The sequence below is a fragment of the Pseudomonas sp. F8002 genome (assembly GCF_013385495.1).
GTDB lineage: Bacteria > Pseudomonadota > Gammaproteobacteria > Pseudomonadales > Pseudomonadaceae > Aquipseudomonas.
Genome location: NZ_JACAPW010000032.1, coordinates 71647 through 90617, shown reverse-complemented (window position 1 = coordinate 90617; position 18971 = coordinate 71647). Strand labels below are relative to the sequence as shown.

Here is an 18971-nt window from a genome sequence, read left to right as displayed (position 1 = left end):
CTAGATAAAGGTCTCCACTGAAACCCCAAAGCGCTCCGCCAGCCAACGAATCTGCCGCAGGTTGAGCTGGCGTTTGCCACTAAGTACTTCAGAGACAACCGACTGCGCACCAACGCCCGGGAGATCACTTTGGGTCAAGCCATGCTCTCGCATCATTGAACGTAGCACTTCAACGCCACTGGCAACGGGCATCGGCCGGTACTCGAGATCGTAGGCCTCGATCCAGTCACTGAGGATATCCACCAGGCTCATGAGCGGGCTGGATTCATCTTCGCCTATCAGGTCCAGCAATTCGTCGAGGGCGCTGACCAAGGTATCGTAGTCCGCCTCGTTTCTTGGCTTGCGCAGCAATGGCGAAACAAATTGCCAGTGTTCGGCAGCCTGCCTGATGAGTGCGCTCATCTGATTTTCTCCTTCCATTTACCTTGCTCATATTCACGGTGATCGAACAGGTACTTGATATAAATTCGTTGTACTTGGTAATGCACGAAGGCAATCAACCTCAGCTTATTGCCCCCGATGTCAAACACATGGAACTGCCCGACTTTGTCTGTTGCAGGGAACATTCCTTTCATCGACGCAAAGTCGGCGGGACTGTTGCGTTTCATTCTGCGATACCACTCATCCAGTGCCGTGGCTGAATGCGGCCATCTTTCTTTCGCTTCCCATATCCTTTTTTCGCTGATCACTCGCATGCAACATCCTTATCGCATCTTGCTATGAAGGTTAGTCTTGCCGAAAAAATATCGCAATCTGCGATATTCCTTGGCGGACCAGTGGCGCAATTCCAAGCACCCTTCAACAGCCTAGATACGCCGCGATAGAAGTCACCACCAAAAATGTGAACGCGTACATCACTAGCGTCGAACCTTGATAAACACCCTTCCCGGCTCCAAATAGAACCCATTGGCCACTTTCACGGAGCCCAGCATGTCCGACTCTCTAGTAATTCCCTGCCCCCACTGCAACGGTCTCAACCGCATCCCCAATGAACGCCTGGGCGATTCGCCGAAGTGCGGGCGCTGCAAGCAACCGGTGCTGCTGAGCAAACCCTTTGAGCTGAAACAGGGCGATTACGCCAGCCAGATCAAGGGCGACCTGCCGTTGCTGGTGGACGTGTGGGCCGAATGGTGCGGGCCGTGCAAGTCGTTTGCGCCGGTGTTTGAGCAGGCCGCCGGGCAGTTGGCCGGGAAGTGCCGATTGGCCAAGCTCGATAGCGAGGCCAATCAGCAGTTATCCGCTCAGTTGGGGATTCGCTCGATTCCCAGCCTGATCCTGTTCAAGAATGGCCGGGAAGTGGCGCGTCAGAGCGGTGCGTTTCCGTTACCGCAGTTGATGAGCTGGCTGCGCAGTCAGGGCGTTTGAGGTAACGGGACACCCCGGTCCATCACTTGCCCCATCAGCAATACGCCCAATTCGCTCAACTGATGAATGGCCAACGCGACATCGCGCTGCTTGCCGGTGAGGTCGTCGGAAAGGTCGAGCAGGAGGGTGGTGACTGAGGAGAAGGTTTCGTAGGTATTGAGGATCAGGGTTTCGGTGGCTTGGCCGGGGCTGACTGTAAAAAGGTACGACGGGGGATTTGGAGTAGCTTTAAACATGGTCGACATTCCTGATTGGAGCCGCCATCTGATCGCTACTAAACGAATTAGGGTGGCAGCTGTACGCAGGTTAGTAGACCGGGAAATGTCGAAGCCGGCGCGCCCGAAGACGCCCTACGCACAGCTACCATCAAGCACAGACTCAGCGCCTGAAAGATGAAGCTTATGCACTTAACGACAAACACTCGGGCTACTAAACCCGATCACTGAGAATTCAGCGACCGAGCAACCTTAGAGACGCCCATCCAGACGCACAAGCCGGCGGATTCTGGCGTAACTGTAGGCAACGGCGCAAGACGACGATTTCCCTGTAGGAACAAAGACCAAATGTGGGAGCGGGCTTGCTCGCGAATGCGGTGGGTCAGTCAATAAAGATGTCGACTGATCCACCGCATTCGCGAGCAAGCCCGCTCCCACATGGGTGATGTGTTGCCTGCTAAATCAAACGTTTTCCAGCAGGTTATGCAACTCCACAAACTGCTGTGTCAGCTTGTGCCGTGGGTCCAGGTGGATCAGCGGCATGTTCGCCTGGTGCGATTCACGCATGCGCACCGAACTGGTGAGGTACACCGGCAGTACCGGCAACCCTTCGGCAATCAATTCATCCAGCATCTGCTGCGGCAGGCTCGCCCGGGCCTGGAACTGGTTGACCACGATGCCTTCCACTTCCAGCCCTTCGTTGTGGTCTTCCTTCAATTCTTCGATCTCGGCCAACAGGCCATACAGCGCCTGGCGGGAGAAGCTGTCGCAATCGAAGGGGATCAGCACGCGATCAGCGGCAATCAGCGCTGAAACGGCATAGAAGTTCAGCGCCGGCGGCGTATCCAGGTAGATCCGGTCGTAGTCCTCGCTCAATTCATCCAGCAGCTTTCGCAGCTTGTTGATCTTGTGCTTGGCCTCAAGCTTGGGCTGCAAGTCGGCCAGTTCCGCGGTAGCGGTGATGACGTGCAGGTTGTCGAACGGGGTTTCGTAGATATCCACCTGGTTCTTCTTCGAAAACGGCCCGGAAGACAGGGTTTGCTTGAAGAAGTCGGCGATTCCCATGGGGATATCGTCGCCGGTCAGCCCGGTGAGGTACTGGGTAGAGTTAGCCTGGGCATCGAGGTCCACCAACAGGGTTCGATAGCCTTCGCTGGCGCTGACCGCCGCCAGGTTGCAGGCAATGCTGGACTTGCCAACACCGCCTTTTTGGTTGAACACCACGCGCCGCATGGAAAAACCTCCGTGTATCAATGAATGACCCGAGTGTAGAGGGCAAAAGCGCCCGTTAGCTACCTCGTTTGTTCCTGTACTACAGCATCAGAGGCTCTATCTCGCATAACAATTTCCCGTCTGTCCGACAAAGCAGGAATTGCCTGACACCTGCTGCCCTACCTGCATGATGGACAATCGGTAATTCTTTCCAGCGAATTTGTAATCATCCGTGAACAATTCTTTACCAAAGTTTGCTAGAACCCCGCAGCACCGGGATAATGCGCGCCATTCGGCGATTGCACCCTGTCCCGGTATTCGGGGCCAATGGCCGCACAAGGAAGCCCGCAGGGGCGGGATAACTTCTCAGTGATCAATTTCAACATCGCCCAATGGCGCGCCTGGGCTCCCGGGCTCGAAAGCGCGGACGACTGGCGCACCTGGTGCCGGCAGCCGATGTTGCTCGCCCGCAGCGACGCGGCACCCGATGTGTCCTTCCTGCCGGCCATGCAGCGCCGGCGCCTGAGCCGCCTGGCGCGCATGGCCTTCAGTGTGGGCTGGCCCCTGGCCGAAGGCTTGCAACAGTTGCCATTGGTGTTTGTTTCCCGTCACGGCGAAACCCCACGCACCCTCGATATTCTCAGCGACCTGGCCAACGACGAGCCCCTGTCGCCGACCCAGTTCAGCCTGTCGGTGCATAACGCGGTGATTGGCCTGTGGTCGATCCTGCGCAATGAAACCAGTGAAATGACCGCCCTCGCCGCCGCCGGCGATGGCCTGGAGCACGGCATGCTCGAAGCCGCTGCCCTGCTCAATGAAGGCGCACCGGCTGTATTGCTGATCATTACCGAGGAACAGCCCCCCGAAGCCTATGCGCGCTGGATCGAGGACGTGCCCTTCCCCTACGCCCTCGGCCTGCTGCTGACACCGGGCGACGAGTGGCAGCTGGAACTGAATACAGCCGCTGTCCAACCCACCACCAAAGCCCAGTGGCCCCACGCCCTGAACCTGCTGCGCACCCTGCTGAACGAAGAGGGCGCCTGCCAACATGCCTGGAAGAACCGAGTATGGAACTGGCAACGCAAGTCCTGACCGAAAAGCCCCGGAAGGCCTACTACTGGCGCCTGTTCGCCACTGCCACCGCCTTCGCCCTGTTTGGCCTCGGCGGCCTGTGCCTGCGTGTGCTGGTGTTTCCGCTGCTCAGTTGCCTGCCGGGTGATGCCAAACAGCATCAGCGACGCGCCCGCCACACCATCAGCTGCCTGTTCTGGTTGTTTATCCGCATGATGACGCGCCTGGGCATCCTGACCTACAGCGTCGAAGGCGCGGAAAAGCTCGGCCGCCCGGGCCAGATGATCATTGCCAACCACCCATCGCTGGTGGACGTGGTGTTCCTGATCGCCCAGATGCGCCAGACCAACTGCGTGGTCAAGCAGAGCCTGTGGCAGAACCCGTTCACCCGTGGGCCGGTGCGCGACGCCGGTTACATCAGCAACGATGGCAGCGCCGACATGCTCGATGCCGCTGCCGATGCCCTGCGGGACGGCCAGACCCTGATCATTTTCCCGGAAGGCACCCGCACCTCACCGGGCCAGGCGCCGACCTTTCATCGCGGCGCCGCCGCCATTGCCCTGCGCGGTGCGAGCATCATCACTCCGGTGGTGATCAAGGTCAGCCCCACCACCCTGACCAAGGCCGAACCCTGGTATCGCATCCCGAATCGCCGCTTTCACTTCAGTTTGCGCGTGGGTGCCGATATAGAACCACAGGCGTTTGCCGCACAAGGGCCCGCGCCCCAGGCATCACGCAAGCTCAACGATTACCTGCACCAGTATTTTATTAAGGAGCTCGCCGAAGATGAGCGACCAACACCGCCTTGAGCACGACATAAAAACGCTGATCATCGAGGCCCTGGGCCTGGAAGACATCAGCGAGAGCGACATCGGCAACGAGCAAACCCTGTTCGGCGAAGGCCTTGGCCTGGATTCAGTCGACGCCCTGGAATTGGGCCTGGCGATCCAGAAAAAGTACGGCATCAAGATCGATGCCGACGCCAAGGACACCCGCAATCACTTCACCAACGTGGCCAGCCTCGCGGCGTTCGTCACGGCCCGACAGGCAGCTTGAGACCGTACCATGCAAACTCGTGACGATATTTTCAACACCTTGCGCGACGCCCTGGTGGAACTGTTTGAACTGGAACCGGAACGCGTCACGCTCGACGCCAACCTGTACCAGGACCTGGAAATCGACAGCATTGATGCAGTGGACCTGATCGACCACATCAAGCGCCAGACCGGCAAGAAAATCGCCGCCGAAGAGTTCAAGGCCGTGCGCACCGTGAATGACGTGGTCGAGGCGGTCTACCGTCTGGTTCAACCGGCCGCATGAGCCGGCTGATCGGCCTTGGCCTGTTGCTGGCGGGGCTGCTGTACCCTTTTGCGGTGTATTACGGCACTGAGCATTTTGCCCCGTGGCAATTTGGCCTGCTGCTGGGCAGCCTGTGGCTGTTGCGCGCCCTGACCGGCGCCAGGCGCCCGGGCAGCCGCTGGATGGCGGCGGCGATCATCGTCTTTTGCCTGTTGCTCGCCTGGTTCGACAACCCGCAGATGCTGCGCTGGTACCCGAGCCTGGTCAGCGCCTTCATGCTGGCACTGTTCGGCCTGAGCCTGAAATACGGGCCGCCGATGGTCGAGCGCCTCGCGCGCATGACCGAGCCGCAACTGCCCGAAAAAGCGATTGTGTATACCCGCCAGGTCACCGTGGTGTGGAGTGTATTTTTCCTGTGTAACGGCCTGCTCGCCGCCGCCCTCACCCTGTGGGCGCCGCTGAGCTGGTGGACGTTGTACAACGGCATGATCGCCTACGGGCTGATGGGGCTGTTGTTTGCCGTGGAATGGCTGGTACGACAAAGGGTTCGAGGCCGCGTATGAATTGGTTGAATCTTGAGCACTTGCTGCTTGAGCCTGTGGAGCAGCGTTTGGTGACCACCGAACCTGCCCTGGATCACCCACACCTGTGGGAGAAGTCCCTGAGCCTGGCCGCCGGGTTGCAAGCCCGGGGCATCCAGCGCCTGGCGGTGTACCTGGAAGATGCCGGCTTGCTGGCGATCGCCCTGCTGGGTGCGTGGCGCGCAGGCGTCAGCGTGTTGTTGCCCGCCGACCTGCAACCACAAACGCGCCAGCGCTGGGACGATGCCGTCGACGCCTGGCTGACCGAGGCCGGCGACCTGGACGCGCTGTATCAAGCGCCATCAAGCGCCGCAGCCCTGGACCTGGATGCCTGCTGCCTGAGCCTGTGCACCTCCGGCTCCAGCGGCGAACCCAAGCGCATCGACAAAACCCTGCGCCAGATGGCCAATGAAGTCCAGGCGCTGGAAACCTTGTGGGGCGCCGACCTCGGCGAGGCGTGCATCATCGGCAGCGTCGCCACCCAGCATATCTATGGTTTGCTGTTCCGGGTGCTGTGGCCGTTGTGTGCCGGGCGCACCTTTGTGCGCCAACAGTTGGCATTTCCCGAGGACTTGCAGCGCGCCAGCCGCGAGCATGCGCAATTTGCCTGGGTCGCCAGCCCGGCGCTCCTCAAGCGCATGGGTGACAACCTCGACTGGCCAGCGCTTACACCGGTCAAACGGGTGTTTTCCTCCGGCGGCGCCTTGCCCCTTGAAGCCGCCGGCAGCCTGCATCAGCGCCTGCAGCAATGGCCGACGGAAATCCTCGGCAGCTCGGAAACCGGTGGTATCGCCTGGCGCCAGGGCGAACAACCGTGGCAGCCGTTTGCCGACGTGCAGCTGAGCCAGGACGCCGACGGCGCCTTGCGCATCGCCTCGCCATACCTGCCCGCCGGCCATGTCGAACAGACCGCCGACGCCGCCACCATCCACGCCGACGGCCGCTTCGAATTGCTCGGCCGCCTGGACCGCATCGTCAAGCTGGAAGAAAAACGCATCTCCCTGCCGATGCTGGAACAGGCGCTGATGGACCATGCCTGGGTCGCTGAAACGCGCCTGGGCGTGGTGCAGGAAAACCGCGCCTCCCTCGGCGCCCTCGTGGTGCTCAGCGCAGACGGCTTGCATGCCCTGCGTAACCAGGGCCGGCGCACCGTCACCCAAACCCTGCGCCAGCACTTGAGCCAACACTGCGAAGCCCTGGCCCTGCCCCGCCGCTGGCGCCTGTTGCGCCAATTGCCGCTGAACACCCAAGGCAAGCTGCCCCAGGCCGACGTCGAAGCCCTGCTGCTGGCACCGCGCCCGAAAGCCCCGGAAGTACTGGAACAAGTCGAAGCCAACGGTGAATGGACCCTGCAACTGGCGATCCCGCCGGACCTCGCCTACTTCAGCGGGCACTTCCCGCAAACCCCGGTGCTACCGGGTGTGGTGCAAGTGGATTGGGCGCTGAGCCTGGGCCAGCAACTGCTCAAGCTGCCGGGGAAGTTCGCCGGGATGGAAGTGCTCAAGTTCCAGCAACTGGTACGCCCGGATGACCGGATCGAACTGCACCTGCGGTTCGATCAGGAGCGCGGCAAGTTGTACTTCGCCTACCGCAATGAGGCGGCCGCCTGCTCCAGTGGGCGGATCGTGCTGGGGAGGGTCAGTGATTAAGCTTTTGTGGCGAGGGAGCTTGCTCCCGCTGGAGTGCGCAGCACTCCCAACCCAGGCACTGTGGTTTATCAGGCAGGTCTCGGTCGCCTGTGTTGGGGCTGCTTCGCAGCCCAGCGGGAGCAAGCTCCCTCGCCACACGAAGTGCTTGTGCCAATGGGGTACCTGTTATGCATAACCCCTGCGCCTTGATCCCGGTCTACAACCACGAGGCCGCCGTGCCCGCCGTGGTGCGCACCGTGCTGTCCAGCGGCCTGCCATGCCTGCTGGTAGACGACGGCAGCAGCGCCACCTGCGCCGCCGTGCTGGCGCAACTGGCAACCCTCGACAACGTGTCACTGCTGACCCTGCCCGCCAACCAGGGCAAAGGCGCCGCCGTCATGGCCGGCTTTCGCGAAGCCGCACGCCTGGGTTTCACCCACGCCCTGCAAGTGGACGCCGACGGCCAGCACGACCTGCGGGAAGTCGGTACCTTCCTCGACGCCTCCCGCGCCCACCCGAATGCGGTGATCTGCGGCTACCCGGAATACGACGACAGCGTGCCCAAGGGCCGCCTTTACGCGCGCTACCTGACCCACGTTTGGGTGTGGATCAATACCTTGTCGCTGCAGATCCGCGATTCCATGTGCGGCTTTCGTGTGTACCCACTGCCACCGACCCTGGCCTTGATGGACTCGGCCAACATCGGCAAACGCATGGATTTCGACTCCGACATCCTGGTGCGCCTGGCCTGGCGCAACCAGCCGATGCGCTGGCTGCCGACCAAGGTGCACTACCCCGCCGACGGCCTGTCGCACTTTCGCCTGTTCCACGACAACGCGCTGATTTCCTCGATGCACACCCGGCTGTTCTTCGGCATGTTGGTGCGCGCGCCGATGATCCTCTGGCGCCGGTGGCAGGCATGAGCCAGGACACCAAGCACTGGGCCGACCGCGAGGAGCGCGGCAGCTTCTGGCTGATGAAATTCACCGCCTTCGCCGCCAAGGTCCTCGGGCGCCGGCTGCTGAGCCCGCTGCTCTACGGCATCATTTTCTACTTCTTTCTGTTCGGCCGCACGGCCCGCCAAAGCGCCTGGCAATACCAGCAGCGCCTGGCCGACTGGAGCCGGCGCGATGACCTGCGCCCTACCCACAGAAGCGTCTTCGGCCAGTTCATGGCATTCGCCGACGCCCTGCTGGACAAGCTCGACGTATGGAACGGCAAGTTGCGCCTGGAGCAGATCGAAATCATCGACCCGGCCCAACTGCGCGGCCAGCTGCGTAGCGAACGCGGGCAGATGCTGGTGGGCGCGCACCTGGGCAATCTTGAGGTGTGCCGCGCCCTCGCCGAGCTTGGCGAAAAGGTCACCATGAACGTGCTGGTGCACACCAAGCACGCTGAACGTTTCAACCGGATTCTGGGCGAAGCCGGGGCGACCAATCTGCGCCTGATCCAGGTCAGCGAACTTGATCCGGCAGTGATGATGCTGCTCAGCCAGCGCCTCGACGACGGCGAGTGGCTGGCGATTGCCGGCGACCGCGTACCGCTGCATGGCGGGCGCACGGTACGCGTGGATTTCCTCGGCCATGACGCCGCCTTCCCCCAAGGCCCGTGGCTGTTGGCCGGTTTGCTGAAATGCCCGGTCAACCTGCTGATGTGCTTGAAGCACCAAGGCCGTTATCGCCTGATCATCGAGCCGTTTGCCCAGTTGATCGAATGGAAACGCAGCGACCGCCAGCAGGTGATCGCACAATGGACCGCCCGCTACGCCGAGCGCCTGGGCCAGTTCTGCCTGGAAGCGCCCCAACAATGGTTCAACTTTTACCCTTTCTGGAAGACCGATGACGACGCATCTTGAGCCGGTAACCTTCGGCGAAATTCCCCTGCGCATCGAAGACGTGCTGGCCCTGGCCAACCGTCAGGCGCCGACTCAACTGCAAGCTGATGCCAAGTACCGCCAGCGCATAGCCAAGGGCGCGCAGTTCCTGGATTCGTTGCTGGACAAGGAAGGCGTGATCTACGGCGTGACCACCGGCTACGGCGACTCGTGCGTGGTGGCGGTGCCGCTGGAGCACGTCGAAGCGTTGCCCCGCCACCTCTACACGTTCCACGGCTGCGGCCTGGGCAAGTTGCTGGATGCGCAAGCCACCCGCGCGGTGCTGGCGGCGCGGTTGCAGTCGCTGTGCCATGGCGTGTCGGGCGTGCGCGTGGAGTTGCTGGAGCGCCTGCACGCGTTCCTGGAATTTGACGTGCTGCCGCTGATTCCGGAAGAAGGCTCGGTGGGCGCCAGCGGTGATTTGACGCCGCTGTCCTACGTGGCCGCAACCTTGTCTGGTGAGCGCGAAGTGCTGTTCCGTGGCGAACGCCGCCAGGCGGCGGAGGTGCACCGCGAGCTGGGCTGGGACCCGCTGGTACTGCGCCCGAAAGAGGCCCTGGCACTGATGAACGGCACCGCCGTGATGACCGGCCTCGCCTGCCTGGCCTTCGCCCGCGCCGACTACCTGCTGCAACTGGCCACGCGCATCACCGCGCTGAACGTGGTGGCGCTGCAAGGCAACCCGGAGCATTTCGACGAGCGCCTGTTCGCCGCCAAGCCGCACCCGGGGCAGATGCAAGTCGCCGCCTGGCTGCGCAAGGATCTGGCGATTGACGCGCCGACCGCGCCGCTGCATCGCCTGCAAGACCGTTACTCCCTGCGCTGCGCGCCCCATGTCCTGGGCGTGCTGGCCGACAGCCTGAACTGGCTGCGTTCGTTCATCGAGATCGAACTCAACAGCGCCAACGACAACCCGATCATCGACGCCGAAGAAGAACGCGTGCTGCACGGCGGCCACTTCTATGGCGGCCACATCGCGTTCGCCATGGACAGTCTCAAGACCCTGGTGGCCAACGTCGCCGACCTGCTGGACCGCCAGCTCGCCCTGCTGGTGGACGTGCGTTACAACCACGGCCTGCCGAGCAATTTGTCGGGCGCGCCAGCCGAGCGGGCGATGATCAACCACGGCTTCAAGGCTGTGCAGATCGGCACCAGCGCCTGGACCGCCGAAGCGCTGAAAAACACCATGCCGGCCAGCGTGTTCTCGCGTTCCACCGAGTGCCACAACCAGGACAAGGTGAGCATGGGCACCATCGCCGCCCGCGATGCGATTCGTGTGCTGGAACTGACCGAACAAGTCGCCGCCGCCACTTTGCTCGCCGCCAACCAAGGCGTATGGCTGCGGGCCCAGGCTGAAGATGCGCGCCCGCTGCCGCCGGCGCTGGCCGCCATGCACGACGAGCTGGCCAAAGACTTCCCGCCGGTCATCGAAGACCGCGCCCTGGAAGGCGAATTGCGCCTGTGCCTGAAACGCATCGCCGAGCAACACTGGAGGCTGCATGCGTAGCCCCGGCGTGTTGCACTGCGACACTGAAATCCTCGTGCCGTTTTTCGACATCGACACCATGAACGTGGTGTGGCACGGGCACTACGTAAAGTACCTGGAAGTCGCCCGCTGCGCCTTGCTGGACAAGCTCGGCCACAACTACACGGCGATGCTGGAAGCGGGCTACGCCTGGCCGGTGATCGATATGCAGCTGCGCTATGTGCGCGGCGCGACCTTCGGCCAGACCATCAACGTGCGCGCCAGCCTGGTGGAGTGGGAGAACCGCTTGAAGGTCAATTACCTGATCAGCGACAAGGCCACGGGCGAGCGCCTGACCCGCGCCAGCACCGTGCAAGTGGCGGTGGAAATTGCCAGCCGCGAAATGCAGTTGGCGTCGCCGAAGGTATTTGTCGACGCAGTCGAGAGGGCGCTGTCATGACACACAACCCTGTGGGAGCGGGCTTGCCCGCGATGGTCGTCAACGATAACGCGAGACGCCTGACACTTCTCGGCGCCCTCAGGTTCTTCGCGAGCAAGCTCGCTCCCACAAGGACCGCGCTAATCCTGTTGTTAAGCATTCCAGGCCTGGCCCATGCTTTCGACCTGCAACAACTCAGCGATCAGCTGGCAAAACCGTCGGTGATCCACGGCAACTTCATCCAGGAAAAACACCTGCGCGCCCTGCCGCAACCGCTGGTCAGCAAGGGCACGTTTGTCCTGGCCAAGAATCACGGCCTGCTGTGGCTGCTGAAAACCCCGCTGCAACAGGACTACCGCATCAGCGCCAACGGCATCGCCCGGCGTGACGCCAACGGCTGGCAATTGCTGCCGAACAAGAGCGCCGGCGCCGAGCAGAACCGTTTGTTCCTCGCGGTGTTACAGGGCGACAGCAGCGGCTTGCAGCGTGACTTCGAGCTGCAACTGCAAGGCGAAGCCCAGCAGTGGAAACTCACGTTGATCCCGCGCTCGCTGCTGCTCAAGCAGGTGTTCACCCAAATCAATATCGACGGCGGCGAACTGGTGCAGAAGATCGAGCTGCTGGAAACCCAGGGCGACAGCACCGTACTGCGCATGCAGGACAGCACCAGCAGCCAGCCCTTGAGCGACGCGGAGCAACACGACTTTGCCGAGTGAACGCTGGTTGCCGCGCCTGTTCCTGATCCTGCTGGTGGCCGTGTTGGCCCTGGCGGGCTGGCAATGGCGCCATGGCGCACCGCTGTCGGCGAACCTGATGGAACTGGTGCCCGGCACCGCGCCGGATGCGCTGGAGCTGCGCGCCGAACAGCGCATGCAGGAACCGCTGAACCGCGAAATGCTGGTGCTGGTGGGGCATGCCGACCGGCAAAAAGCCGTGGCCATGGCGACGCAATTGGGCGAGCGCTGGCAAGCCAGCGGCCTGTTTGAAAAGGTCCAGTGGAACCTCCAAGCCGACCTGCCGGCCCTGCGTCAGCAGTTGCTGCAAGGCCGGCTGGCGATGCTCTCGGCCAAGGATCGCGAGCAACTGATCGACGAGCCCCAGGCGTTTATTCAGCAGCGGGTTCAGGCGCTGTTCGACCCGTTCACCGGCTTCAGCCTGGTGCCCAGCCAGGACGATTGGCTGGGCCTCACCGGGCGCATCCAGAACAGCCAGCCGCAGCACGGTTCGGTGCAACTGGATATCGGCAGCGGCGCGCTGATCGCCGATGCCGACGGCAAAAGCTGGGTACTGCTGCGGGCCCGCACCACCGGCAATGCCTTCGACATGAAACTGCCGCTGCAAGTGGCTGACCTGCTCAAGGCCAGCCGCGAGCAGGCCGACCAGCAAGGCGCGCAATTGCTCGCCGCCAGCGGCCTGCTGTATGCAGCCAATGGTCAGCAGCAGGCCACCCGGGAAATCACTTGGGTCGGCGGCGGCGCGACGGTAGGCATCCTGTTATTGCTGCTGCTTGCGTTCCGCCGCTGGCGGGTGTTGCTGGCGTTCGTGCCGGTGCTGGTGGGCATGCTGTTTGGTGCGGTGGCCTGTGTGGCGCTGTTCGGGCATATGCATGTGATCACGCTGGTGCTGGGCTCGAGCCTGATCGGCGTGGCGGTGGATTACCCGCTGCATTACCTGTCCAAGAGCTGGAGCATGAGCCCTTGGCGCAGTTGGCCAGCGTTGCGCGTGACCTTGCCGGGCCTGAGCCTGAGCCTGGCCACCAGTTGCATCGGTTACCTGGCCCTGGCGTGGACGCCGTTCCCGGCGCTGACGCAAATCGCGGTGTTCTCCGCTGCCGGTCTGGTGGGCGCTTACCTGTCGGCCGTGTGCCTGTTGCCGGCCTTGCTCAAAGGCGTCGAGCTGCGCCCGGCGCAATGGCCCCTGCGCATTGCCGAGTTCCTGCTGAGCGTGCGCGAGTCGCTGCTCAAGCGCCTGCCAAGCCCGGTGTTGTTGATACTGGTGTTGGTGTTTTGCGCCGGTGGGCTGTGGCACCTGAACAGCAAAAACGATATCCGCCAGTGGATCGGTGCGCCACCGCAGTTGCTGCAGGAAGCCCAGGCCGTTGCGCGGATTACCGGGTTCCAGCCCACCAGCCAGTTCTTCCTGGTGCGGGCGGACAACCAGCAGCAGTTGCTGGAACGCCAGGCCGCGCTGAGCCAGCGCCTGGATCAGTTGGTGAACATGGACAAGCTCCAGGGTTACCTGGCGCTCAACCAGTTGGTCAGCGCGCCGGCGGAGCAACAGCAACTGCGCGAGGCCCTGAACCAACTGCCGCAGTACTGGCAGCCATTGCTGGACCTCGGCGTACCGGCCGCCGCCCTGCAAGCCGAGCTGGCCCAGTTGCAGGCCTTGCCCACCGAAGACATCGACGCAGCACTGGTCGGCCCGCTGGCCGAGCCGTGGCGCACGCTGTGGCTGGGGAATGTCGACGGTGGCGTGGCGGCGATGGTGAGCCTGCAAGGGTTGAACAACCCGGCCTTGCTGCGGGTGCAGGCCCTGGATCTGCCCGGCGTGCAGTTGGTGGATCGCCTCGGCGACTTGAACCAGGTGTTCGCCGCCACACAGATCAGCGCGGCGGAATTGAAATTGATGTCCTGCGTGTTGATCGTACTGCTGCTGATCCTGCCGTTCGGCTTCGGCGGTGCCTTGCGCATCGTCGCCCTGCCGTTGCTGGCTGCGCTGTGCAGCCTGGCCAGCCTGGGTTGGCTGGGGCAGCCGCTGACGTTGTTCAGCCTGTTCGGCCTGCTGCTGGTGACCGCCATCAGCGTCGACTACGCGATCCTGATGCGTGAACAAATTGGCGGCGCCGCCGTGAGCCTGTTGGGCACACTGTTGGCGGCCGTGACTACTTGGCTATCGTTCGGCCTGCTGGCTATTTCCAGCACACCGGCGGTGAGTAATTTTGGGCTGTCGGTGAGCCTGGGGCTGGCGTTCAGCTTCATGCTGGCGCCGTGGGCCAGCCCGTCCGGGACAAGGAAGATGAGATGAGCAGCCAATACCTGAGTAAAAACTACGTCGAAGAAACCAAATTCGGCTTCTGGTTCCTGCGCAGCCACACCTGGCAGCACCATGTGCTGCGCGTGGCCATCAACGACCTGCGCAGCCTGTTCAGCGACCCGCTGCCGGTTGCCCCGGTGCTGCTGGACGCTGGTTGCGGCCAGGGCAAGTCGTTCCAGTACCTGCAGCAGGTGTTCGCCCCCGACCGCCTGATCGGCCTCGACGCCGACCCCCACAGCCTCGACCTGAGCCGCACCGAAGCCGCGCGCCAGGGCATCGCCATCGAGTTGATCGGCAGCGACTGCGCGACCCTCGACGTGGCCGACGCCAGTGTCGACGTGCTGTTCTGTCACCAGACCTTCCATCATCTGGTGGAACAGCATCGCGCCCTGAAAGAGTTCTATCGCGTGCTCAAGCCGGGCGGCTACCTGCTGTTTGCCGAATCCACCGAGGCCTATATCGACACCTGGGTAATCCGCTGGCTGTTTCGTCACCCGATGCATGTGCAGAAAAGCGCCGAGGAGTACCTTGAGATGATTCGCGAGCAGGGCTTTGAGTTCGGCCCGCAGAACGTCTCGTACCCGTACCTGTGGTGGAGCCGCGCCACCGACTTCGGCCTGCTTGAGCGCTGGGGCCTGCGCCAGCCAAAACCGGCCGGCCAGCGCGAAGAAACCCTGGTCAACGTGGTCGCCCGCAAACCTCTGGCGAGCGCTGAGACATGATCCGAATGCTGTTGATCGGCTGCCTGTTGCTGCTGGGCGCGTGCGCCAGCCAGCCGCCGTTGCCGACGAAAAACCCGGTACTGAGCCTGCCACTGCAACTGCACGTACAGCGCGAACAGGACGGCCAACGCCAGGACTGGTTGCTGGTGATGCAGCGCGAAGGCGGCGGGATTCGCTGGTCGATGATGGACCCGCTGGGCATTCCCCAGGCTCGGCAGATGCTGATCAATGGCGCCTGGCAGGCCGACGGTCTGCTGCCGCCCAACCCCCAGGCGCGTGAATTGTTTGCCGCGCTGTTGTTCGCCCTGACCTCGGCGGATGAAGTTTCCAGGCTGTACCCCGGCACCCAGGAAATGGACCTGATCCGCACCCTGCCGTCCCACTGGAAGATCACCTATCACTCCTCCCTGGTGTTTCGCGTGGACGTGGTCGGGCAACACCTGACCTACCACATCTCGCCGCTTGGGGCTGCCCGATGAGCGCCTACCTCAATGCCCTCGGCGTGATCTGCGCCCTGGGCCGCGACAAGCGCGAAGTCAGCCGCAGCCTGTTTGCCGGCGACTGCTCCGGCATGCGCGCCGAAAGCGGCTGGGTGCCGGAGCGTGTGTTGCCGGTGGCCGCTGTGCACGGTGAACTGGCGGCGATACCGCCCGGGCTGGAATCCCATCGCAGCCGCAATAACCAGTTGCTGCTGGAAGCCGCGTTGCAGATTGACGACGAGATCCGGCAAGCGATCCAGACGTTCGGCGCGTCGCGCATTGGCATCGTGCTCGGCACCAGCACCTCGGGCATCGATGAAGCCAGCCGTGGCATCGCCCACTATCTGCGGGAAAACCAGTTCCCCGCCGACTACGACTATCAGCAACAGGCGCTTGGCGCCCCGGCCGATTTCCTCGCCGACTGGCTGCAACTGAGCGGCCCGGCCTACGTGATTTCCACCGCCTGCACCTCCAGCGCACGAGCGCTGATGAGTGCCCAACGCCTGTTGGACCTGGGCGTGTGCGATGCGGTGATCTGCGGTGGCGTCGACACGCTGTGCAAGCTGACCCTCAATGGTTTTTCGTCGCTGGAGGCGGTTTCGGCAGAGCGCTGCAATCCGTTTTCGCTGAACCGCAACGGCATCAATATCGGCGAAGCCGCCGTGCTGTTCCTGATGAGCAAAACCCCGGCGCCGGTCGCACTGCTGGGCAGTGGCGCCAGTTGCGACGCCCACCATATTTCCGCCCCCGAGCCTACCGGCAAGGGGGCGTTGCAAGCGATGCGCAAGGCCCTGGCCAGCGCACAACTGGCGCCCGGACAAATCGGTTACCTGAACCTGCACGGCACCGCTACCCAACATAACGATGCCATGGAAAGCCTGGCGGTCGCGGCCCTGTTCCCGGACGGCGTAGCCTGCTCCTCGACCAAACCCATGACCGGCCACACCCTGGGCGCCGCCGGCGCGCTGGAAGCGGCGTTCTGCTGGCTGAGCCTGGCAGAAGGCGTAGTGCCGCCGCATGTCTGGGATGGCCAGGCGGACCCCGACCTGCCCGTACTGAAGTGGGCGTCGCCCGGCGACGCCCTGGAAAAACGCTGCCTGATGAGCAACTCGTTTGCCTTCGGCGGCAACAACGTCAGCCTGATTATCGGAGACGCCCCATGACTGATTGGCCGCTCGCCGAACTGCTGCCCCACGCCGGTGACATGATCCTGATCGATCAGGTCCTGAGCTTTGATGAAGAACAGATCCAGACCCGCCTGACGGTCAAGCCCGGCGGTCTTTTCAACCGCGCCGACGGCAGCCTGCCTGCGTGGGTCGGCGTTGAGTTGATGGCGCAAAGCGTCGCGGCCTACGCCGGTTGCCGCGCGCGCCAGAAAGGTGAAGCCGTGGAGTTGGGCTTCCTGCTGGGCACGCGCAAGTTCGAGTGCAACGTCGAGCACTTTCCCGCAGGCACCGAGCTGACCATCCACGGCCTGCGCTCCCTGGAAGACGACAACGGCATGGGTGTGTTCGAATGCCACCTCACCGGCGACGGCATCCAGGCCAGCGCGCGCTTGAACGTATTTCGACCGCCCCAGGCGGCCAACTATTTAGATGAATCGAAGGACACCACGCCATGACTGAATCCGTATTGGTGACCGGCTCCAGCCGTGGCATCGGCCGCGCTATCGCTGTGCGCCTGGCCCAGGCCGGGCACGACATCGTGCTGCATTGCCGCAGCGGGCGTGCCGAGGCGGATGCGGTGCAGGTCGAAATCGAAGCGCTGGGGCGCAAGGCCCGGGTGTTGCAATTCGATGTGGCGGACCGCGCCAGCTGCAAGGAGATCCTTGAAGCCGACGTGGAAGCCCATGGCGCGTATTACGGCGTGGTGCTCAATGCGGGCCTGACGCGCGACGGCGCGTTTCCAGCGCTGTCGGAAGACGATTGGGACGTGGTGATGCGCACCAACCTCGACGGTTTCTACAACGTGCTGCACCCGGTGATGATGCCGATGATTCGTCGTCGCGCCGCCGGGCGGATCGTGTGCATCACCTCGGTATCCGGGCTGATCGGCAACCGCGGCCAGGTCAACTACAGCGCGTCCAAGGCCGGCCTGATCGGCGCCGCCAAGGCCCTGGCCATCGAGCTGGGCAAGCGCAAGATCACCGTCAATTGCGTGGCCCCCGGGCTGATCGACACCGCGATGCTCGATGAAAACGTACCGGTGGAAGAGCTGATGAAAATGATCCCCGCCCAGCGCATGGGCACTCCGGAAGAAGTCGCCGGGGCGGTGAATTTCCTGATGTCGGCAGAAGCCGGCTACATCACCCGCCAAGTGCTTGCCGTGAATGGAGGCCTGTGCTGATGAAACGTGTGGTGGTCACCGGCATGGCCGGCGTTACGTCCCTGGGCAGCGATTGGGCAACCATCGCCGCCAACTTCCGCGCCAACCGCAGCGGCATCCGGCGCATGGACGAGTGGGACCGTTTCACCGAACTGAACACCCGGCTGGCCGGGCCGATCGATGATTTCGTGGTGCCCTCCCACTGGACCCGCAAGCAACTGCGCAGCATGGGCCGGGTTTCCCGGCTGGCTGTATGGGCGGCGGAGCAGGCGCTCAAAGACGCCGGCTTGCTGGGCGACGAGTCGATCAAGGACGGGCGCATGGGCGTGGCCTGTGGCTCGTCCACCGGCAGCACCGACGAGATCAAGGCCTTCGGCAATATGCTGCTGAACTCGGTGGCCGAGGGGCTGAACGCCAACTCCTACGTGCGGATGATGCCCCACACCACGGCGGCGAATATCAGCATTTTCTTCGGCCTCACCGGCCGGCTGATCCCCACCTCCAGCGCGTGCACCAGCGGCAGCCAGGGCATCGGCTACGCCTATGAAGCCATCAAGTTCGGCCGCCTGCCGCTGATGTTGGCAGGTGGCGCCGAAGAGCTGTGCCCTACCGAAGCCATGGTGTTCGATGCGCTGTACGCCACCAGCCTGAAAAACGATGCACCACAAACCAGCCCGCGTCCCTACGACAGTGGCCGCGACGGCCTGGTGATCGGCGAAGGCGGCGGCATCCTGGTACTCGAAGAGCTGGAACATGCGCTGGCCCGTGGCGCGCATATCCACGCCGAAATCGTCGGCTTCGGCAGCAACGCCGACGGCCAGCACACCACCCGCCCGGAACAGGCCACCATGCGCCGCGCCATGGAACTGGCATTGGAAGATGCGGGGCTTGCGCCCGACGCCATCGGCTATGTGAACGGCCATGGCACCGCCACCGACCAGGGCGACATCGCCGAAACCCTGGCCACCAACAGCCTGTTCGGCAGCCGCATGCCCATCAGCTCGCAAAAGAGTTTCCTTGGGCACACCCTGGGCGCATGCGGCGCGCTGGAGTCGTGGTTCAGCATCGAAATGATGAACAGCGACCGATACGTGCACACCTTCAACCTCGACGAAGTCGACCCGCGCTGCGGCGAGCTGGACTACCTGCAAGGTGAGTTCCGCGAGCTGCACAGCGACTACGTGATGAACAACAATTTTGCCTTTGGCGGCGTCAACACTTCGCTGATCTTCCGCCGCTGGGTCTAAGTTTTTTTACTGACTGG

Annotated in this window: 23 protein-coding genes; 19 read left to right on the top strand and 4 right to left on the bottom strand. The window is 63.1% G+C overall.

The window, feature by feature from the left end:
- Nucleotides 1–402 (bottom strand): type II toxin-antitoxin system HigA family antitoxin, encoded by a 402-nt coding sequence (locus tag HX811_RS23080; protein ID WP_177047548.1) that lies wholly within the window; start codon nucleotides 400–402, stop codon nucleotides 1–3.
- Entirely contained in the window at nucleotides 399–695 is a 297-nt protein-coding gene (locus HX811_RS23075; protein WP_093202502.1) for a type II toxin-antitoxin system HigB family toxin, read from the bottom strand. The genes HX811_RS23080 and HX811_RS23075 overlap by 4 nt, the downstream gene beginning before the upstream one ends.
- A 235-nt stretch (nucleotides 696–930) precedes the next feature.
- On the opposite strand from HX811_RS23075, the gene trxC reads away from it, so the two are divergent.
- Complete coding sequence (gene trxC, locus HX811_RS23070; protein WP_177047546.1) at nucleotides 931–1365, top strand: thioredoxin TrxC; 435 nt, start codon at nucleotides 931–933, stop codon at nucleotides 1363–1365.
- Here the strand turns inward: trxC and HX811_RS23065 are convergent.
- Nucleotides 1353–1601: a DUF6124 family protein gene (locus HX811_RS23065; protein ID WP_003209399.1), complete on the bottom strand. Its 249-nt coding sequence runs from the start codon at nucleotides 1599–1601 to the stop codon at nucleotides 1353–1355. The genes trxC and HX811_RS23065 overlap by 13 nt on opposite strands.
- 441 nt (nucleotides 1602–2042) lie before the next feature.
- Nucleotides 2043–2813, bottom strand: a complete 771-nt coding sequence (locus tag HX811_RS23060) for a ParA family protein (RefSeq protein ID WP_177047544.1) — start codon at nucleotides 2811–2813, stop codon at nucleotides 2043–2045.
- A 348-nt stretch (nucleotides 2814–3161) separates the two neighbouring features.
- Between HX811_RS23060 and HX811_RS23055 the strand changes: the two genes are divergently transcribed.
- The 18 genes from HX811_RS23055 to HX811_RS22970 all read left to right on the top strand — a co-directional run bounded on the left by HX811_RS23055 (nucleotide 3162) and on the right by HX811_RS22970 (nucleotide 18954).
- Nucleotides 3162–3884 (top strand): beta-ketoacyl synthase chain length factor, encoded by a 723-nt coding sequence (locus HX811_RS23055; protein WP_008439188.1) that lies wholly within the window; start codon nucleotides 3162–3164, stop codon nucleotides 3882–3884.
- Nucleotides 3860–4672, top strand: coding sequence for a 1-acyl-sn-glycerol-3-phosphate acyltransferase (locus tag HX811_RS23050; RefSeq protein WP_102367952.1), 813 nt, complete (start codon nucleotides 3860–3862; stop codon nucleotides 4670–4672). The genes HX811_RS23055 and HX811_RS23050 overlap by 25 nt, the downstream gene beginning before the upstream one ends.
- Nucleotides 4650–4919 (top strand): phosphopantetheine-binding protein, encoded by a 270-nt coding sequence (locus tag HX811_RS23045; protein WP_008439197.1) that lies wholly within the window; start codon nucleotides 4650–4652, stop codon nucleotides 4917–4919. The genes HX811_RS23050 and HX811_RS23045 overlap by 23 nt, the downstream gene beginning before the upstream one ends.
- Nucleotides 4920–4928: 9 nt before the next feature.
- Nucleotides 4929–5183: an acyl carrier protein gene (locus HX811_RS23040; RefSeq protein WP_003209389.1), complete on the top strand. Its 255-nt coding sequence runs from the start codon at nucleotides 4929–4931 to the stop codon at nucleotides 5181–5183.
- Nucleotides 5180–5725 carry a hypothetical protein gene (locus HX811_RS23035; protein ID WP_063033449.1) on the top strand — a complete coding sequence of 182 codons (546 nt, stop codon included), beginning with the start codon at nucleotides 5180–5182 and terminating at the stop codon, nucleotides 5723–5725. The genes HX811_RS23040 and HX811_RS23035 overlap by 4 nt, the downstream gene beginning before the upstream one ends.
- The gene (locus tag HX811_RS23030; RefSeq protein WP_177047542.1) at nucleotides 5722–7392 is read left to right on the top strand and encodes an acyl-CoA synthetase family protein; all 1671 of its coding nucleotides are present in this window, start codon (nucleotides 5722–5724) and stop codon (nucleotides 7390–7392) included. The genes HX811_RS23035 and HX811_RS23030 overlap by 4 nt, the downstream gene beginning before the upstream one ends.
- A 167-nt stretch (nucleotides 7393–7559) precedes the next feature.
- On the top strand, nucleotides 7560–8294 hold the full coding sequence (locus tag HX811_RS23025) for a glycosyltransferase family 2 protein (RefSeq protein WP_177047541.1): 735 nt from the start codon (nucleotides 7560–7562) through the stop codon (nucleotides 8292–8294).
- Nucleotides 8291–9226, top strand: coding sequence for a glycosyl transferase (locus HX811_RS23020; RefSeq protein WP_177047540.1), 936 nt, complete (start codon nucleotides 8291–8293; stop codon nucleotides 9224–9226). The genes HX811_RS23025 and HX811_RS23020 overlap by 4 nt, the downstream gene beginning before the upstream one ends.
- On the top strand, nucleotides 9210–10751 hold the full coding sequence (hutH, locus tag HX811_RS23015; RefSeq protein WP_177047539.1) for a histidine ammonia-lyase: 1542 nt from the start codon (nucleotides 9210–9212) through the stop codon (nucleotides 10749–10751). The genes HX811_RS23020 and hutH overlap by 17 nt, the downstream gene beginning before the upstream one ends.
- Nucleotides 10744–11169 carry a thioesterase family protein gene (locus tag HX811_RS23010; RefSeq protein ID WP_063033454.1) on the top strand — a complete coding sequence of 142 codons (426 nt, stop codon included), beginning with the start codon at nucleotides 10744–10746 and terminating at the stop codon, nucleotides 11167–11169. Before hutH ends, HX811_RS23010 begins: the two co-directional genes overlap by 8 nt.
- Before the next feature lie 32 nt (nucleotides 11170–11201).
- On the top strand, nucleotides 11202–11864 hold the full coding sequence (locus HX811_RS23005) for an outer membrane lipoprotein carrier protein LolA (RefSeq protein WP_177047687.1): 663 nt from the start codon (nucleotides 11202–11204) through the stop codon (nucleotides 11862–11864).
- Nucleotides 11854–14172 (top strand): MMPL family transporter, encoded by a 2319-nt coding sequence (locus HX811_RS23000; RefSeq protein WP_177047538.1) that lies wholly within the window; start codon nucleotides 11854–11856, stop codon nucleotides 14170–14172. The genes HX811_RS23005 and HX811_RS23000 overlap by 11 nt, the downstream gene beginning before the upstream one ends.
- Nucleotides 14169–14903 (top strand): class I SAM-dependent methyltransferase, encoded by a 735-nt coding sequence (locus HX811_RS22995; RefSeq protein WP_177047537.1) that lies wholly within the window; start codon nucleotides 14169–14171, stop codon nucleotides 14901–14903. Before HX811_RS23000 ends, HX811_RS22995 begins: the two co-directional genes overlap by 4 nt.
- Nucleotides 14900–15382, top strand: a complete 483-nt coding sequence (locus HX811_RS22990) for a hypothetical protein (RefSeq protein WP_177047536.1) — start codon at nucleotides 14900–14902, stop codon at nucleotides 15380–15382. The genes HX811_RS22995 and HX811_RS22990 overlap by 4 nt, the downstream gene beginning before the upstream one ends.
- Nucleotides 15379–16545: a beta-ketoacyl-[acyl-carrier-protein] synthase family protein gene (locus HX811_RS22985; protein WP_134325613.1), complete on the top strand. Its 1167-nt coding sequence runs from the start codon at nucleotides 15379–15381 to the stop codon at nucleotides 16543–16545. The genes HX811_RS22990 and HX811_RS22985 overlap by 4 nt, the downstream gene beginning before the upstream one ends.
- Complete coding sequence (locus HX811_RS22980; protein WP_177047534.1) at nucleotides 16542–17003, top strand: hotdog family protein; 462 nt, start codon at nucleotides 16542–16544, stop codon at nucleotides 17001–17003. The genes HX811_RS22985 and HX811_RS22980 overlap by 4 nt, the downstream gene beginning before the upstream one ends.
- Nucleotides 17000–17728 (top strand): 3-oxoacyl-ACP reductase FabG, encoded by a 729-nt coding sequence (gene fabG / locus HX811_RS22975; RefSeq protein WP_087692521.1) that lies wholly within the window; start codon nucleotides 17000–17002, stop codon nucleotides 17726–17728. The genes HX811_RS22980 and fabG overlap by 4 nt, the downstream gene beginning before the upstream one ends.
- A complete protein-coding gene (locus tag HX811_RS22970) occupies nucleotides 17728–18954 on the top strand; it encodes a beta-ketoacyl-ACP synthase (RefSeq protein ID WP_177047532.1) in 1227 nt (408 codons plus the stop codon). Before fabG ends, HX811_RS22970 begins: the two co-directional genes overlap by 1 nt.
- Nucleotides 18955–18971 lie beyond the last annotated feature (17 nt).

What these genes read in the sequence shown, in the direction of transcription:
- HX811_RS23080 (WP_177047548.1), bottom strand. Translation starts at nt 402, where the DNA reads ATGAGCGCACTCATCAGGCAGGCTGCCGAACACTGGCAATTTGTTTCG.
- HX811_RS23075 (WP_093202502.1), bottom strand. Translation starts at nt 695, where the DNA reads ATGCGAGTGATCAGCGAAAAAAGGATATGGGAAGCGAAAGAAAGATGG.
- trxC (WP_177047546.1), top strand. Translation starts at nt 931, where the DNA reads ATGTCCGACTCTCTAGTAATTCCCTGCCCCCACTGCAACGGTCTCAAC.
- HX811_RS23065 (WP_003209399.1), bottom strand. Translation starts at nt 1,601, where the DNA reads ATGTTTAAAGCTACTCCAAATCCCCCGTCGTACCTTTTTACAGTCAGC.
- HX811_RS23060 (WP_177047544.1), bottom strand. Translation starts at nt 2,813, where the DNA reads ATGCGGCGCGTGGTGTTCAACCAAAAAGGCGGTGTTGGCAAGTCCAGC.
- HX811_RS23050 (WP_102367952.1), top strand. Translation starts at nt 3,860, where the DNA reads ATGGAACTGGCAACGCAAGTCCTGACCGAAAAGCCCCGGAAGGCCTAC.
- HX811_RS23045 (WP_008439197.1), top strand. Translation starts at nt 4,650, where the DNA reads ATGAGCGACCAACACCGCCTTGAGCACGACATAAAAACGCTGATCATC.
- HX811_RS23040 (WP_003209389.1), top strand. Translation starts at nt 4,929, where the DNA reads ATGCAAACTCGTGACGATATTTTCAACACCTTGCGCGACGCCCTGGTG.
- HX811_RS23035 (WP_063033449.1), top strand. Translation starts at nt 5,180, where the DNA reads ATGAGCCGGCTGATCGGCCTTGGCCTGTTGCTGGCGGGGCTGCTGTAC.
- HX811_RS23030 (WP_177047542.1), top strand. Translation starts at nt 5,722, where the DNA reads ATGAATTGGTTGAATCTTGAGCACTTGCTGCTTGAGCCTGTGGAGCAG.
- HX811_RS23025 (WP_177047541.1), top strand. Translation starts at nt 7,560, where the DNA reads ATGCATAACCCCTGCGCCTTGATCCCGGTCTACAACCACGAGGCCGCC.
- HX811_RS23020 (WP_177047540.1), top strand. Translation starts at nt 8,291, where the DNA reads ATGAGCCAGGACACCAAGCACTGGGCCGACCGCGAGGAGCGCGGCAGC.
- hutH (WP_177047539.1), top strand. Translation starts at nt 9,210, where the DNA reads ATGACGACGCATCTTGAGCCGGTAACCTTCGGCGAAATTCCCCTGCGC.
- HX811_RS23010 (WP_063033454.1), top strand. Translation starts at nt 10,744, where the DNA reads ATGCGTAGCCCCGGCGTGTTGCACTGCGACACTGAAATCCTCGTGCCG.
- HX811_RS23005 (WP_177047687.1), top strand. Translation starts at nt 11,202, where the DNA reads ATGGTCGTCAACGATAACGCGAGACGCCTGACACTTCTCGGCGCCCTC.
- HX811_RS22995 (WP_177047537.1), top strand. Translation starts at nt 14,169, where the DNA reads ATGAGCAGCCAATACCTGAGTAAAAACTACGTCGAAGAAACCAAATTC.
- HX811_RS22990 (WP_177047536.1), top strand. Translation starts at nt 14,900, where the DNA reads ATGATCCGAATGCTGTTGATCGGCTGCCTGTTGCTGCTGGGCGCGTGC.
- HX811_RS22985 (WP_134325613.1), top strand. Translation starts at nt 15,379, where the DNA reads ATGAGCGCCTACCTCAATGCCCTCGGCGTGATCTGCGCCCTGGGCCGC.
- HX811_RS22980 (WP_177047534.1), top strand. Translation starts at nt 16,542, where the DNA reads ATGACTGATTGGCCGCTCGCCGAACTGCTGCCCCACGCCGGTGACATG.
- fabG (WP_087692521.1), top strand. Translation starts at nt 17,000, where the DNA reads ATGACTGAATCCGTATTGGTGACCGGCTCCAGCCGTGGCATCGGCCGC.
- HX811_RS22970 (WP_177047532.1), top strand. Translation starts at nt 17,728, where the DNA reads ATGAAACGTGTGGTGGTCACCGGCATGGCCGGCGTTACGTCCCTGGGC.